This window comes from uncultured Sulfitobacter sp., from assembly GCF_947502895.1.
GTDB lineage: Bacteria > Pseudomonadota > Alphaproteobacteria > Rhodobacterales > Rhodobacteraceae > Sulfitobacter.
The window spans coordinates 14311-30551 of record NZ_CANNBM010000007.1 but is presented as its reverse complement, the minus strand read 5'-3'; the positions used below and the strand labels follow the sequence as shown (position 1 = coordinate 30551).

Genomic DNA, 16241 nt, shown 5'->3' with positions numbered 1-16241 from the left:
GCTTTTAGCGTGTCAGGATGTCCTGATGGTGCCGGCGCAGCAGCAGCAGCCCCATCGCCATGCAAGCCAGCGCAATGCCCATCACATAGCTGGGGGTGACGTAATGGGACTCGTATTCGGGGTAGAACCCTGCACGCATCATGCCCGTTACATGCATCAGCGGATTGTACCACAGATAGTCACGGTAGGGCTGGGGGAAGCTGTAAAGTGGGATGATAACGCCTGACACCAGAACAAGGGGCCGCATCAGAATGGACCAGAACCGCTGGACGACATTGAACCGTGTGAAAGTATAGGCATTCAGCGTGCCCACCCCGATGCCCAGACAGGCTGACAGTGCATAGGCCTGCACGATGATTGGCAGATTAAGGGTGGTACGCGTCTCGAACATCAAAAGACAACCGGTAAAGATGATATACCCGACCAGCAGCAGGGTTATGATGTTCAAAAAGAAACGCGCCAGAATTGCATCGACAAACGTGACTGTCGGGTAAGCCAGCAATTGTTTGGAAAACAACAGGGAGGTGGCGATTTTTCCATGAATGTCACTGAACATCATAAAGGGCAGCATCCCTGTGGCATAAAACATCGCAAAGCTGATGCCGACGGGCGGGTTGCGAAGTGCCGCCGAGAACACCAGCGACAGCAGCGCGATGCCTGCCGCAGGTTCGATCACCGCCCAGATATACCCCCCCGGGGAGCGGCCATAGGTTGTCGCCATTTCGCGCAGCATCAATGCCGTGATCGAGCGCAGGGTGGCAAAGCTGCGGCGCGGCCGTGCGCTGCCTTCGGGAAGGGGGGCGGGCGTATTGTCAGAGGGTGGGGCGGTTTGGTCACTCATGATATGACCAATATCCGCCTTCTGGCGTCGAAACACCAGAGCATGTAAGACAAGATCAACAAACATGACGAGAGGGGCCCTTGTGGCACAAGAACCAAAACGGGTGGCGCAGGATGCGGGTCGCGCACAAGACGCGGTTGCGCCGGAAACTATGGTAAAGCCAGCAGACGGGGGTGCCCCCGCACAGGCCCCCGCACAGGCCGCTGCCAAAGCAGCCCAGGCTGCCGCACAGGCGCATGCGCAACAGATTGCGCAGGGCAAAGCACCACCGCCACCACCACCGCCGCCTCCGGCTGCACCGCAAGCACCTGCACCTGCCGCTGCACCGCAAGCACCTGCACCTGCTCCGGCAGCGGCAGCGGCAGCGCAAGCGGCAAGCCCGACACCGTCTCCCGCGCGCGAAGCGGTGCCTGCCGGACGGCCCGTGCCGCCACCTGCATCCCCGACCTATCGCCGTGGCCGCCATGTGGTGATCCTGCTCAGCTTTTTGTTGTTTGTCGTGGTGCCGTCAGCGGTGACGGGGTTCTATCTCTATACGGTTGCCGTCGATCAATACGCCTCCAAGGTCGGATTTTCGGTGCGCCGCGAGGATGCAAATTCGGCCCTCGGTGTGCTCAGCGGTCTGACCAGCATTTCGAACTCCAGCTCGTCGGATACAGACATCCTGTTCGAATTCATCCAGAGCCAGAAACTGGTGCTGGATATCGACAGTGATCTGGACCTGCGCGCGATCTGGTCCAAGCCGGAGGAAGATTTTGTCTTTGCCATCCCCGATGAAGCCTCGGTCGAGGAGCTGGTCGATTACTGGAACCGTATGGTGCGGATATCCTACGGAGCAGGATCGGGCCTGATCGAAGTCGAAGTGCTGGCCTTTGATCCGGATGATGCCACAGCCATCAGCCAGATCCTGTTTGAAAAAAGCAGCCAGATGATCAACGAACTGAGCGATATCGCACGGCAGGATTCCATCCGCTATGCCCGCGAGGAGCTGGACGAGGCGCTGGAGCGGTTGAAAGACGCGCGTGCAGTGGTAACGCGGTTTCGCAACGTGAACCAGATCGTGAACCCCGAGATCGACATCCAGACGCAGGCCGGTCTGTTGGGTAATCTGCAAAACCAGCAGGCCCAGACCCTGATCGAGATTGACCTACTGCAAGGCACGGTCAGCAACACAGACCCGCGCATGGTGCAGGCCACGCGCCGTCTGGAAGTGATCGAGAACCGCATCGCGCAGGAACGGCGCAAACTGGGCGTGGGCGGCACGTCGGAGGATGGCACCGCCTTTGCCGATCTGCTGGGGGATTACGAGCGTTTGGTGGTGGACCGCGAATTTGCCGAAAACTCCTATGTTTCTGCACTGGCAACCTATGACGGTGCCCTGGCTGAATCGCGCCGCAAGACGCGCTATCTGGCCGCCTATATGGAGCCTACGCTGGCCGAGACCCCCGCATACCCCAAGCGTTTGACACTGCTGGCGCTGGTGACGCTGTTTCTGGGGCTGATCTGGTCGGTTCTGGTGCTGGTGGCGATATCGGTGCGCGACAGACGGTGAGGATGCGCCCATGATCCGCTTTGAGCATCTGACCAAGATTTTCACGCTGGAGGGCCAGCACAAGACGGTTGCGGATGACATCAACCTGACCTTTCCCACTGGTCGCGCGGTGGGGCTGTTGGGGCGCAACGGGGCGGGCAAGTCGACCTTGCTCCAGATGATTGCCGGCACGCTGACGCCCACCTCGGGGCGCATCGTTTCGACAGGCACTATCTCATGGCCCGTGGGCTTTGCCGGATCGTTCCATCCTGATCTGAGCGGTGCCGAGAACACGCGTTTTGTGGGTCGGATCTATGGGGTGGACACAGATGAGTTGATCGCATTTGTTGAAGATTTCGCCGGATTAGAGACGCATTTTCGCTTGCCGTTTCGCAGCTATTCTTCCGGGATGAAGTCGCGGTTGGCCTTTGGGGTCTCTATGGGGATCGGGTTTGATACCTATCTGGTGGACGAAGTGACGGCGGTGGGTGATGCGGCATTCCGCGAACGCTCGGCGCAGGTGTTTATGGAGCGGATGAAAACCTCGGGGGCGGTGGTGGTGAGCCACGGGATGAGTCAGGTGCGCCAGCTGTGTGATGCAACAGCAGTCCTGCATGAGGGCAAGCTGACCTATTATGATGATGTGGACGAAGGCATCGAGCGCCACGAAGAAAATATGGCCAAACTCAACGCGCCGCGCTGAGCGTGGGCGGGTCTAGACGCGCCCCGCCAATACCGCCAGATATAACAGCCCCGTGCCAAGCCGTCCTTGCCGTTTGATGCCAGCGCTGGCAAAGGTACGCGCGCGCGCAAGACCTATGCGCTTCGGATGTGTCTCTAACAAAGCCAAAATGGCCTGTGCTTGGGGGGTTAACAGCTGTGATGCTGCGCGCAGGGAAGATGTATTGACGGCGATCCAATCACCATAGGTATGGCCAAAGACCTGGGCCGCGCGGGCGGCTGTGGCGCGAAGGCCTTGATGCGACCCCATCGCATTCTCGCCATGCTGGCGGTACATCAAAACCGCATCAGGGCTGACTATGGCGCGCCCGCCAGCCCCCGTGACCAGCTGATAGAGCCACCAGTCATGATAGGGCAGGCCCTGTGGCACACCCGCGGCGCGCACCAGCGCCAGGGCAGAGGCGTTGAGCATGGCTGAATGGCCGCTGACGATGTTTTGCACCAAGGCATTGCCAAAATGCGCCTGCCCGCCGCCCATGCTGCGCCCGACGGGGGTGAGGGCGGCATCGGTGTGGATGCTTTGCGCGCCATAGAGGCAAGGTGCATCGCCTCCCATATGCGCCATCCCCAGCGCCAGCTTTTCGGGCAGCCAGACATCATCCTGATCCGACAGTGCCACAGGCTGTGCAGGAAGGTCGGGATGGCACAGCAGGGTCAGGAAATTGGTGGCAAAGCCTGCGCGCGGCCCTTTGAGGAGACGGATGTCGCGGCCTGTGCCATGGGTTTCGGCAAAACGCCTGATGATGTCGCAGGTGGCATCCGTTGATCCGTCATCGCTGATCCACAGATCCCATGCGGTGTGGGTCTGGGCGGCGTATGACTCCAGCTGCTGCGCCAGATGCGCGGCGCCGTTGTAGGTGCACAGCGCGATGGTGACGCGCAGGGGGGAGGGGGGAGCCGCAGACATGCAGCCAGTGATGGCGCAAATAGCGGCGCGTTTCAATCGCTGCTGCACAGGCATGCTACATCCCACTCCATTGAACACAAAAGAGAGACTAATACAGAGAAAAACAGCACTAAATCGACCGTAAAAGCCGCAATTCCGCCACTGCGCCACGCCGCTGTGCGCCCCACCCCGCATCCAGTCTGGCCACGGGTGTGGAGGCTTTATGAGTTATATAAGACATATATCGACATCGCGCGCGGGCGCGGAGACGCATGTCACAGGTATTTCGGATGTGGTGGTGCATGACACGGGGCGCGGTCTGGTCAGTTATTCGGCCAGCGGGCGGGATGGCGGTATTCTGGTGCGCGATGCCAGTCTGCGGGTGATTGATAGGGCTGATTACCGCGCTGCCGGCGGGCTGGGTGCACCTGCGCAATTGCATGTCACCCAGATCGGGGGGCGCGATGCGCTGCTGGTCAGCGGCCCCGCGCAGGCAGGCCTCAGCGGTTATTGGCTGGATGGATCGGGGCGCATCACCACGCGGTTCGACATGGCAGGCCCGCGCGTCGAGGCGCTGACCGCGCTGGAGATGATCGAGGTCGGTGGGCAGGAATACTGGTTTACTGCCGCGCGCGGTACGGCGGGTATTACCACATGGCAGCAGGCCTCGGGCAACAGGCTGGTCGAGACGGCACAGGTGAATGTCGCTTTGCAAGAGGCGGGCAATGACATCTTCGCGCTGGAGCATGTGCAGGCAGGCGGACGCGACTATCTGATGGCCGTCAGCGCACAGGGGGACGGGTTGCATAATTTCCAGTTGGGCGCAGACGGTGTGGCGCGGCTGGTGGACAGTATCGACATGCGCAGCGGTTTGGGCGTGGATACCCCCACCCATCTGTCGCAGCTGGCCTTCGGGGGGCAGGCTTTTGTGCTGGTGGGATCGGCGGGGACATCATCCGTGACGGTGGTGGCGGTGGCCGGCAATGGCAGCCTGCGCGCGACCGATCAGGTGAATGATGATCTGAACACGCGGTTTCAGTCGCTCTCGATACTCGAGAGTATCGTGGTGGACGGGCGCGGCTATGTGCTGGCAGGGGGGGCTGATGACGGGCTGACCCTGATGGCATTGCTGCCCACGGGGCGGCTGGTGCAGTTGCAAACCATCGCTGATGATCTCTCTACCGCCCTGACCAATCCTGCGGCTGCCACGCTGGTGGAGGAGGACGGCATGATCGTTCTTTATACAGCGGGCCTGAGCGATGATGCCTATGGTGCCTCTGGCACGGGACGTTTCGAGATTGATCCCAATGGCGGCGGGACTTCGGGACAGGTCTTGCGCGGTGGCGCAGGTGCAGACCAGCTGACGGGGGGCGCAGGCGCGGACCAGATCATCGGTGGGGGCGGCGATGACCGTCTGCAAGGTGGGGGCGGGGCCGACATTATTGTCGACGGCGGGGGCAGTGACCGCATGTGGGGGGGGGCAGGCGCGGATATATTTGTGCTGGCGGGGGACGGCGCCAATGACACCATCGAGGATTTCGAGCTGGGGGTGGACCGCATTGATATGTCCGCCATGGGGCGTTTTTATACCATTGAGGCGCTGGAATTTGATTCCACCCGCGATGGCGCACGCCTGTCGATCAATGGCGAGACGCTGATCCTCAAGACCGACGACAACAGCCGCTTGCGTCCGGAGGATATGCAATACGACGATCTGACCGGTCTTTGGCACATTTCAACAGCGGCCCTGCCTCTGGGTGACCAGCAGCTGATTGGCACGACAGGGCGCGATATGATCCTGGGGGCCGAAGGCGCCGATACCATCGCGGGCAGCAGCGGGGCGGATACGATCCACGGCGGTTCGGGCAATGACATGCTGATCGGGGGCATATTTGATGCGGAGTTTGATCCGCTGGCTGCGACTGTCTACCGGCTCTATCGCGCGACGCTGGACCGTGCGCCCGACGCGGGCGGGCATCGGGGCTGGATTGATATCCTGTCCCAAGGCCAGCGTGACCTGCGTGATGTGGCGGGCGGGTTTGTGAACAGTGGCGAGTTTGCGCGCACCTATGGTGCGACCTCTGATGCGGGGTTTGTCACGCTGCTCTATAACAATGTGCTGGACCGCGCGCCTGATGCAGGGGGGCTGCGCGGGTGGACGGATGTGCTGGCAAACGGGGCCAGTCGCGCGCAGGTGGTTGTGGGGTTCTCGGAGAGTGCGGAGTTCAAGGCCAGCACCGCCGCCGGTGCCGTCAAGCTGAGCTTTGAGGGCTACCGCAACGACTGGCTGGATGATGTCTATCGCCTCTACCGTGCCACGCTGGACCGTGACCCCGATCAGGCGGGCCTTGAAGGCTGGGCAGGGCGGCTGGCGGGGGGCGATGCCATTGCGCAGGTGGCCGGCGGGTTCACCGGCAGCCGTGAATTCCGCGAGGTGTATGGCGATCTGGGTGATCGGGCTTTTGTGCAACTGCTCTACCGAAACGTGCTGGAGCGGGGCGCGGATGCGGGCGGGCTGTCGGGCTGGCTGGATGTTCTTGCAGGCGGGGCCAGCCGCGGCGATGTGGTGGCTGGGTTTTCCCAAAGCCGCGAATTCTCTGCCAATACCGCCCCTGCGGTGGCTGCATGGGTCCGCGCGCAGGGCTGGGAGGATGTGCTGGAGGGGGGCAGTGGCGCGAATGTGCTGTTCGGGGGCATGTGGGCGGACAGTTTTGTCTTTCAGGTGGCTCAGGGCGGTAGCCACACGGTGGTGGATCTCGAGTCATGGGACCAGCTGTGTTTCGAGGATTTCGGCTATGAGGATGCGGCAGATGTGCGTGCGCATTTGCGGCAGGACGGAGATGATGTGGTGTTTGCCGATCAGGGTGTCGAGGTGCGTCTGATGGATACGGACCTCGCGTTTTTACGCGATGACAACTTGTTTGATGTCTAAACGCGCAGGTCAGCCGCCCTTTGCTGCCCAATGCCTTGCGCGTCATGCGCGATGCCGCCCTTGGGCAAGAGACCGCTAAACCATCCCATCTTGGGCGCAATCTTGCCCAGATTACCGCCTATTCCTGTAAGCCCTGCCTGCTGCGTTATAGGCTGTGTCACGAGGTCCTTTATGAGTATATCTGCTGCTGAACAACTCCTGATCGAAATGATCAACCGCACCCGTCTGGACCCCGAGGGTGAGGCGGCGCGCTTTGGTATTGACCTCAATGAGGGGCTGTCTGCGGGTACACTGGATGGCGAGGCGCGTCAGGTACTGGCGCCCAACGCGCTGTTGCATGATGCCGCTGATGCGCACGGGCAATGGATGCTGGATGTGGACCGGTTCAGCCATACAGGGGAGGGCGGATCATCGCCCGGCGACCGGATGGAGGACGCGGGGTATGATTTCTCGGGGCGCTATGCCAGTGGCGAGAACATCACCTATCGCGGCTCCACAGGGTCGATCGATCTGGACCGGATGATGCAAGAGCATCACCACCGTGATCTGTTCCTCAGCGAAGGCCACAGGGCCAATATGCTGCACGACTTTTATTCCGAAATCGGTGTGTCGCAGCTGGAAGGTGTGTTCACCTCGGGCACGCGTGATTTCAATGCCTCGATGGTGGTCGAGAATTTCGCGCTGAGCGGCAGTACCGTCTTTTTGACCGGTGTCAGCTATACCGACCGCGACAATGACAATTTCTATTCCATCGGTGAAGGCCGCGCAGGCACTGCCGTGCAAGCGGGCGGTGCCAGCACCCAAACGCTGGCCGCAGGGGGCTATGCGCTGGGGCTTTCGGCGTCGCGCGATGTGGCGGTGACACTTGGCACGGTGCGCGTGTCGGTGGATTTGTCACAGGGCAACGCCAAGCTGGATCTGGTTGGTGCAAATCATGTGCTGACATCGGTGGATACCACGCTCAGCGGGGCTGCCGGCAGTCTGACAGCCCTGGGGGTGGGTGACATTGATCTGACGGGCCACAGCGGTGCGGATGTACTGGTGGGCAACAAGGGTGACAATGTGCTGGCGGGCGGCGCTGGTGCCGATACGGTCCGCTATGATCTGGACCGCGCGCAGGCCACCATTACCGCCGGTGACGATGACACAGTGATTATCGTCTCGGACATGGGGCGTGATACGCTGACCAGTATCGAGACAATCGTTTTTGCCGATGAAACTCTTACGTCGGCCACGCTGTTCAACACCGACCCGCCCGAGACGGTACAGCCCTATTCGGGCGAGATGCTGACAGGGGATGGGGGGGATAATGCTATTTATGCGCAGGGGTTCTCGGCGGCATTGGCCCCGGAGGAATCCGCGCAGGTATTCCGTCTCTATCAAGCGGCATTGGACCGGATACCCGATACGGACGGCCATGCGGGATGGGTGAAAACCCTCTTTGAAGATACCCAAAGCCTGAGCGCGGTTGCCCGCGGGTTTGTTGCCTCGGCCGAGTTCCAGCAGACCTATGGCGCATTGGATACGGGTGGCTTTGTTGATCTGCTCTATGAAAATGTACTGGGCCGTGCGGCAGATGCTTCGGGCCGCGCAGGCTGGATCGCGCAGATTGACGAGGCGGGTATGTCGCGCGCGGATGCGGTTATCGGCTTTTCGGAAAGCCGCGAGTTCATTGCTGCGACTGCCGCTGCTGCCACCGTCTTTACTGCCGAGCGTACCGCGTCGGAGTGGAGCGATGATATTTTCCGTCTCTATACAGCGACTTTGGGTCGTGATCCTGATGCCGATGGCTTTGTCGATTGGGCGGAGGCGCTGGCAGGGGGCATGGATTTCACACAGGCTGTTACCGGATTTGTAGGTTCGACGGAATTCCGGGCGGCCTACGGCGATCTGGGCGATGGTGCTTTTATAGACCTGCTCTATGCAAATGTGCTGAACCGTGCGGCGGATGCGCAGGGGCGGCAGGGCTGGCTGGACGTGCTGGAGGGCGGCCAGAGCCGTGCGCAGATGGTCGAGGCTTTTGTGCAGAGCGCCGAGTTCAGGGCAGATACGGCGCAGTCTGTGTCTGACTGGATCAAGGGGCAGGGGGTACAGGATATCATCGCAGGCGGTGCCGGCGACGATGTGCTGGCGGGCGGCTTGTGGTCGGATGTTTTTGTGTTTGATGCCGATGCGGACGGGGCCAATCAGGTGCTGGACCTTGAGGCATGGGATATGCTGCAGTTTGATAACTTTGGGTATAGCGGTGCCGCGCAGGTGCGCGCGCATTTCGACCAGCACGGCAGTGATCTGGTCTTTGCCGATCAGGGTGTCAGCGTGACATTCCAGAATACTGATCTGGCGGCGATCACCGACGATATGCTGCTGTTCTAGGGGTCTGGTTTCTTAAAATTTATGTGCGATCCCCAGTCGCAGATTGACCCCTGTGCTGCGGCGCCATTGCGCCTCTAGCAAGGCGCGGTTTGCGGTGGCAGGTTTGCCGCGCCCCAGTTCCAGACGCACAAAAGCAAAGCTGTCCGAGAAATAGTCGGTCCGGCGCACGTCCAGCAGCGCCGAGGTGATCTGGGTGCGTGCAGCCAGACGTGTGGCGCCGATGCCGCCCGTGATATCGCTGTGCCATGGTCCCTTTGTATAGAGATCTGTGCGCAGGCCCAATGTGGGCGTGATGCTGATATGGGCGAGCCGTGCTGTCAGATCATCGCGCAGGATGTCTATACCATCCTTGATGAACCACCGCGTGCGCCCGTATTCCAGTCGGACATCCCCTACCAGATCCAGCCTGTGGGTCAGGCGTACCCCGTGCCGCCACGTGAGTGCTACTGCATTGTGATGGCGCAGGCGCAGTGGTCCGTTTGCGTCCAGTGATCCGCGCCCGCCCAGCCCGTCACTGCCGCCGCTGCCAGAACCTTCGGGGCGGCCCAGAAACTGGTCCACCGCCGCTGTTGTGGCCGCAACCTGATACCAGTAGGCCCCACTGCCCAGTGACAACAGTACCTCTGCCCGCGCGGGCAGAACACCCAGCAAAAGCAGTACACCGGTCATGTGAATCCAGCGTGAAAAACATAATATTTTGCGCATTTTTTGGTAAAATTGGCTGTTATCAGGACACTTCATGGGTAGAGTGATCTCGTAGTTATGTTGTGCTGTATAGCAAAAACCACCGCATCCGCTGCATGTAGCGGGGTGATGCAACAATAGAAAGTGACCCCTATGGCCCGTCCCGACATTATCATCAGCACTTTGTTCAGTTCTGATGATGTTGACCCCGCAACCTTGTTTGACAACACCGCACTGGATAATTTCGAGCCTGATTTTGAAGATGCGCTGGATGCTTTGGGCGACCCTGGACCGCTGACAGATGCGTTGGATGCTGACCCGACAGCAATTCTATCCAACCGCGTCACATGGGGGGATGCGACCAACGGCGCGGTTCTGACAGGCAGCGGCCTGACCCAGATCGAGGATCTGGACGCGCTGGAAGTGGCATTGGAAAACGGTATCGCTTCGGGAGCGTTTGACACGCTACAGATTATTTCGGGTGGCCAGAACATTCTGTCGCTGCAATTTGCGACCAATGCCATCACGCTCAGCTCGGGGGAGCAATCGCTGGCGTTGCGTGGCACTTTGCCCACGCAGATGCAGGATATTTTCGATTTTCTGGAAAATCTGGGAAATGCGCTGGATGAGGTTGATCTGACGGCAGCGGGGAATTTTCTGCGCAACTATGATCTGGAAGGGCTGCGCCTGACCGATGCAGGCGAGACATTGTTTGACCTGACGCTCGACAATAACGGTTTGCGGCTGGCGGCAGCAGGGGGCGAGTTCCGCGTGGATGGCACCGTGCCTGCCAATAACCTCGGCACGCTGATTGATCTGTTTGAGGATCTGATCGCACTGGATGACACCACCGAAGGCTTTAACAGTCTGGATCAGGTGAGCGGTCTGGCCATTACGGGCATCACACTGACTGCGGCTGACGGCACACAGCTGATCCGCACCAGCGGTCCGCTGGACGAGGTGAGCCCGCTGTTTAACAATGTCATCATCGAGGGCACCGACGGCGATGACACCCGCGTGTATTTGGGTGGTGTGGACAATGAAAGCCAGATCATCGCACGGCTGGGTGCGGGCGATGACAGCGTCGAGGTTTATGGGGATGATTTCACCGACGGCTTTATCGATGCACCTACCACAGTAGATGGGGGCGCGGGGTTTGATACGGTCTCCTTGCTTGATTTCAGCTCCCAGCAGGTGATTGTTGATTTCTTGGAGGGCACGGTTTCGGGCCGCCAGCTGGAGGACCAGATCAACTATAGCTTTGACATCACAGGGGTTGAGGCGGCAGAGATTTCGACCTTCCAGCGCACAATAATCTTTGGTGACGATGCGGCCAACACAGCCATTGCAGGCGACGTATTTGGCCGCTTTGAATTCTACGGGGGCAATGGCACCGATATCCTCGACCTCACACAGATCGGGCTGCGCAGCTTTGGCCAAGATGGGTTGCGCCAGTCGGACCTGTCAAACTTCAGCGCGATCTATCACGGCTCCAACGCGCTGGAGCTGACGTCAGATGACATCTCGGCGACCCTCATTCTGGCGGATGTAGAGCAGGTGCGCGTCAAGGATGATGCGGGCGGCACGGTGCTGGTTTCGCTGAATGATGTGCTGGATGTGCAGGAGTTCGGGCCTGACTTTACCGTGGGCACCAGCGAGGCAGACAGTCTCAAAGGTGATCTGGGTGCCGATATACTGCTGGGCCAGTCGGGGGCTGATTTCATCTATGGCGATGGTATTCAGGCTGATCTGACAGGCGCTGTTGCGGGTCAGGTATTCCGGATGTATCAGGCGACGCTTGCGCGCGCGCCGGATGCTGCGGGTTATGAGGGTTGGGTGACGGGCCTGTTCGAGGGGACGCTGGATCTGGACCAGATGGCGCGTGGTTTTGTGCGCAGCGCCGAGTTCCAGAACACCTACGGCAGCCTTGATGACAGCGCCTTTGTGAACCTGCTCTATCAAAACGTGCTGGGGCGTGAGGGGGATGCGGGCGGCGTGCAGGGCTGGCTGGACGCCATCTCCAACGGCACCACCCGCGAGGGTGTTGTGCTGGGCTTTTCGCAGTCGGCAGAGTTCCAGCGCACCACGGCGAATGATGCGGCGAGCTTTGCGCTGAGCCAGTCCGAGACGCATTGGACCGACGAGATTTACCGCGTCTACCGCGCGACGCTTGACCGCGACCCCGACATTGGCGGGTTCCTTGGCTGGGCCGAGCTGCTGGGCTCTGGCACGGAGTTTGACGCGATGATCGGCGGTTTTGTGAACAGTCTCGAGTTCCGCAATACCTACGGGTCGCTGGATGATGCTGATTTTGTCGAGCAGCTTTATCAGAACGTGCTGGACCGCGCGTCCGATGCGGGTGGTCTGCAAGGCTGGCTTGATTTCATGGAGGGTGGCGGCACCCGCGCGCAGGTCGTGCGCGGCTTTAGCCAGTCGGCAGAGTTCAGGGCCGATACGGCAGATGATCTCAAAACATGGGTGCAAGCGCAGGGCCGTCAGGATGTTCAAGACGTGCAAGGCCCGCAGGACAAGCTTATCTCGGGGCAGGGCGAAGAGATGGACATCCTCACAGGCGGCTTGCTGTCGGATGTGTTTGTGTTCGAGGGCAATCTGCCCGCCCGCGCCACCATTCTGGATTTCGAGCCTTGGGATGTGCTGAACCTGACAGGCTATGACATCAGCAACTTCCCCGCCTTCCGCAACGCGCTGGAGCAGCAGGGCGCTGATGTGGTGTTTGACGCCCAGGAGACGCAGATCATTTTCGCCAATATGCAAATCGCGGATTTCACCCCCGATCAGGTGGAATTCTTCGCAGGTTTCTGAGGCTGCTTTTACGACGTGGCAGGGCGGATCACCGGCCTGCCTGTTTTCACCTGTTTCACATTCACAGCGACCCGAATTTAAGAAGGGGACTTCCCAATGGTTACCGTCAATGCAAATACGATAGATATTATCTTCAGTGGTAATACAAACGACTATATCTTTGATGCTTTCGATGACATCTCGGTTTTGTCCTCCACCAGCACACGGGTGGTTCTGCGCGATGCCCAGTCAGGGTTCCTCAGCACTCTGTCGGGGACGGGTTTTGCCGAAGATGCATCGCAGCCTTCGGGGTTTCAGGGCACTATTACAGGGATCACCACAACGACCAGCACAAACCTGCCTGTGCTGACAGCGACGAATATTGATTGGGACATCAACACATTTGACGCAGCGATTGATGCGCAAAGCCAAGGCAACAGCGCGCTGCTGACAGCCCTGCTGAGCAGTGCCAACATCCAGCTGGATGCCAGCAGCGCCAATGGCAATGTTGATCTGAGCAATCTGCTGCGGTTTGTGACGTCCGATATCATGCTTACGGGATCTGATTTCGAGGACCGTTTGTCAGGTGGCTTGGGCAATGATCTGATCATACCGGGCCAGTCTAACGACCGCGGCGGTGACTTCATCCGTGCCTCGGCGGGCAATGATACCATTGATCTGAGCGGGATCGACAACGAGCATTTCATCACCACCACCTATGCCAGACTGGATGGTCCGATCACGGCTGTCTACGACGGGGCCAGCAATACGGCCACAGTGACCAAGGCAGGGCAGGGGGTGGATACCTTCATTGACCCCAATGCAGCCATCTGGGGGTTCGAGATTTCAGGCTCGCGCGGGAATGACACGATCACTGTTACCCCTGATGCGGATGTCTTTACCACCGTGAACGGCGATCAGGGCGACGATGTGATCAATGTGACCACCACGGGTCTTGTCCGCCTGAGCTATCGCTACAGCTGGCTTGAAGATCCTGCCAGTGGCATCGTCGCGGACCTGAGCACAGGCATCGTCAGTAATGATGGCCACGGCGGGCGCGACACGCTCAACATCACCGACGGTGGCAATCGGATCGAGCTGCGCGGCACAGTGCATGCCGACAGCATCAAAGGCTCGGATGCGGATGAGCGGTTTATTCTGGTGACGGGGGACGATACGCTGGACGGCGGTGGTGGGATTGACCTTGTCCGCTATGACCGCAGCGGTATCTCGCCGGGTGTGAATGTCGATTTTCTGGACGGGATCGCAACAGGGACGTGGGACGGCGAGGCCTTCACCCACCAGCTCTCCAACATCGAAGAAGTGCGTGCAACGGGGGGCAATGACACCCTTGAGGGCAGTGCCGCAGACGAGATATTCTATGGCCGATCCGGCGATGACGCGATTGACGGCGAGGATGGCGATGACCGTCTGTTCGGCGAGGACGGCAACGACTCGCTTGAGGGCGAGGGCGGCACCGACCGTCTGTTCGGCGGGACGGGCGATGACTACCTGAACCCGGGCGACAATACATATTTTGACTACATCAATCCCCATACCGGCAACGATACGATTGATGCCAGCGAGATGGTCACGGGCTATCTGGATATCGATCACTGGAACCTTGTGTTCGAAGCAGCCCAGACCATCAATGTGGACGGCAATGCCAACACGGCCAGTATTGAAAAAGGCGCAGGCAATGGCACAACGACCTTCCTGAATGTGAATGCAGCGATGCAGGCGGACGGGTTAGGCATCGATGCCACCAGCTTTGACGACACCTTCAATGTCACTGTCGCCGGTGGCAACGGCTTTCTTGTAGCATCGGGTGGGCGCGGCAATGATGTGTTCAACGTCGGCGCCTCCGAAGGGACCTTCCGTCTGGATTACCGCGATGATGCACGCGGCAGCACCGATGCGGCGATGGGTCTGCTGATTGATCTGTCCACAGGGATCGTGGCCAATGACGGCTTTGGCGGTGTTGATACGATCAATGCGGATGCAGGTGCGCGCATCGAGATACAAGGGAGCCATCTGGCTGATGCAATCGCAGGTAGTGACGGCAATGACCGCTTTATCACCCAAGGGGGCAATGACACGGTCGACGGGGGGGCAGGCGCCGATCTGGTGCGCTATGACCGCGGCGATGTGACGGCGGGTGTTTTTGTCAATCTGGACACAGGTATCGCGACGGGGGAATGGGATGGCGCAGCCTTTACCCAAAGCCTGAACAATATCGAAGTGATCCGTGGTAGCCGTTTTGACGACCGTATTTCAGGCACCACGGTGGCTAATGATTTTCGGGGCGGCGAGGGTGATGATACGCTCTATGGCGATGGTATTCAGGCTGATTTGACGGGCGCTGTGGCGGGTCAGGTATTCCGGATGTATCAGGCGACGCTTGCGCGCGCGCCGGATGCTGCGGGCTATGAGGGTTGGGTGACGGGCCTGTTCGAGGGGACGCTGGATCTGGACCAGATGGCGCGTGGTTTTGTGCGCAGCGCCGAGTTCCAGAACACCTACGGCAGCCTTGATGACAGCGCCTTTGTGAACCTGCTCTATCAAAACGTGCTGGGGCGTGAGGGGGATGCGGGCGGCGTGCAGGGCTGGCTGGACGCCATCTCCAACGGCACCACCCGCGAGGGTGTTGTGCTGGGCTTTTCGCAGTCGGCAGAGTTCCAGCGCACCACGGCGAATGATGCGGCGAGCTTTGCGCTGAGCCAGTCCGAGACGCATTGGACCGACGAGATTTACCGTGTCTACCGCGCGACGCTTGACCGCGACCCCGACATTGGCGGGTTCCTTGGCTGGGCCGAGCTGCTGGGCTCTGGCACGGAGTTTGACGCGATGATCGGCGGTTTTGTGAACAGTCTCGAGTTCCGCAATACCTACGGGTCGCTGGATGATGCCGATTTTGTCGAGCAGCTTTATCAGAACGTGCTCGACCGCGCGTCCGATGCGGGTGGTCTGCAAGGCTGGCTTGATTTCATGGAGGGGGGCGGCACCCGCGCGCAGGTCGTGCGCGGCTTTAGCCAGTCGGCAGAGTTCAGGGCCGATACGGCAGATGATCTCAAAACATGGGTGCAAGCGCAGGGTTTGCATGACCTGATCAGCGGGGGCAGCGGCACCGATATACTGTCTGGGGGGCTGTTGCAGGATCACTTTGTCTTTGATGCAAGCAATAGCGGCACATCTACCATCATGGATTTCGAAGCTTGGGACGTCCTGCAGCTTACCGGCTTCCCCTATAACGGGGATGACGGTGATTTTGGTATCTTCCAGAGCAGTCTGCAGATGCAGGATGGCAACCTGGTCTATGACGATCAGGGGGTCAGGATCATCTTTGAAGATGTGAATGCAATCACCGAAGATCAGGTGCTGTTCGTGATCTAGGGCGGGAACCAGAGCCTGATATAAAAATGCCCCCTGACCGTTACAGTCAGGGGGCGTT

10 protein-coding genes are annotated in these 16241 nt (G+C 59.8%); 6 read left to right on the top strand and 4 right to left on the bottom strand.

Features of this window, described 5'->3' with window-relative positions:
• Window positions 1–4: 4 nt before the first annotated feature.
• Window positions 5–841 (bottom strand): ABC transporter permease, encoded by an 837-nt coding sequence (locus Q0903_RS18190; protein WP_299031797.1) that lies wholly within the window; start codon window positions 839–841, stop codon window positions 5–7.
• An 82-nt stretch (window positions 842–923) separates the two neighbouring features.
• Between Q0903_RS18190 and Q0903_RS18185 the strand changes: the two genes are divergently transcribed.
• On the top strand, window positions 924–2393 hold the full coding sequence (locus tag Q0903_RS18185; protein WP_299417643.1) for a hypothetical protein: 1470 nt from the start codon (window positions 924–926) through the stop codon (window positions 2391–2393).
• A gap of 10 nt (window positions 2394–2403) precedes the next feature.
• Window positions 2404–3075 carry an ABC transporter ATP-binding protein gene (locus Q0903_RS18180; RefSeq protein ID WP_299031804.1) on the top strand — a complete coding sequence of 224 codons (672 nt, stop codon included), beginning with the start codon at window positions 2404–2406 and terminating at the stop codon, window positions 3073–3075.
• A gap of 12 nt (window positions 3076–3087) precedes the next feature.
• Here the strand turns inward: Q0903_RS18180 and Q0903_RS18175 are convergent, their stop codons facing one another.
• Window positions 3088–4020: a glycosyltransferase gene (locus Q0903_RS18175; protein ID WP_299417641.1), complete on the bottom strand. Its 933-nt coding sequence runs from the start codon at window positions 4018–4020 to the stop codon at window positions 3088–3090.
• Window positions 4021–4222: 202 nt separating this feature from the next.
• On the opposite strand from Q0903_RS18175, the gene Q0903_RS18170 reads away from it, so the two are divergent.
• Window positions 4223–6931, top strand: a complete 2709-nt coding sequence (locus Q0903_RS18170) for a DUF4214 domain-containing protein (RefSeq protein ID WP_299417639.1) — start codon at window positions 4223–4225, stop codon at window positions 6929–6931.
• On the opposite strand, the gene Q0903_RS18165 is transcribed toward Q0903_RS18170, so the two are convergent.
• The gene (locus Q0903_RS18165; RefSeq protein WP_299031812.1) at window positions 6928–7092 is read right to left on the bottom strand and encodes a hypothetical protein; all 165 of its coding nucleotides are present in this window, start codon (window positions 7090–7092) and stop codon (window positions 6928–6930) included. The genes Q0903_RS18170 and Q0903_RS18165 overlap by 4 nt on opposite strands.
• 10 nt (window positions 7093–7102) lie before the next feature.
• On the opposite strand from Q0903_RS18165, the gene Q0903_RS18160 reads away from it, so the two are divergent.
• Window positions 7103–9304 (top strand): DUF4214 domain-containing protein, encoded by a 2202-nt coding sequence (locus tag Q0903_RS18160; RefSeq protein ID WP_299417637.1) that lies wholly within the window; start codon window positions 7103–7105, stop codon window positions 9302–9304.
• A 12-nt stretch (window positions 9305–9316) separates the two neighbouring features.
• Here the strand turns inward: Q0903_RS18160 and Q0903_RS18155 are convergent, their stop codons facing one another.
• On the bottom strand, window positions 9317–9973 hold the full coding sequence (locus Q0903_RS18155; RefSeq protein ID WP_299417635.1) for a hypothetical protein: 657 nt from the start codon (window positions 9971–9973) through the stop codon (window positions 9317–9319).
• A gap of 168 nt (window positions 9974–10141) precedes the next feature.
• Here Q0903_RS18155 and Q0903_RS18150 point away from each other — a divergent pair, with 168 nt between their 5' ends.
• A complete protein-coding gene (locus Q0903_RS18150) occupies window positions 10142–12811 on the top strand; it encodes a DUF4214 domain-containing protein (protein ID WP_299417633.1) in 2670 nt (889 codons plus the stop codon).
• Between the two features lie 96 nt (window positions 12812–12907).
• Window positions 12908–16183, top strand: a complete 3276-nt coding sequence (locus Q0903_RS18145) for a DUF4214 domain-containing protein (protein WP_299417631.1) — start codon at window positions 12908–12910, stop codon at window positions 16181–16183.
• Window positions 16184–16241: the final 58 nt, after the last annotated feature.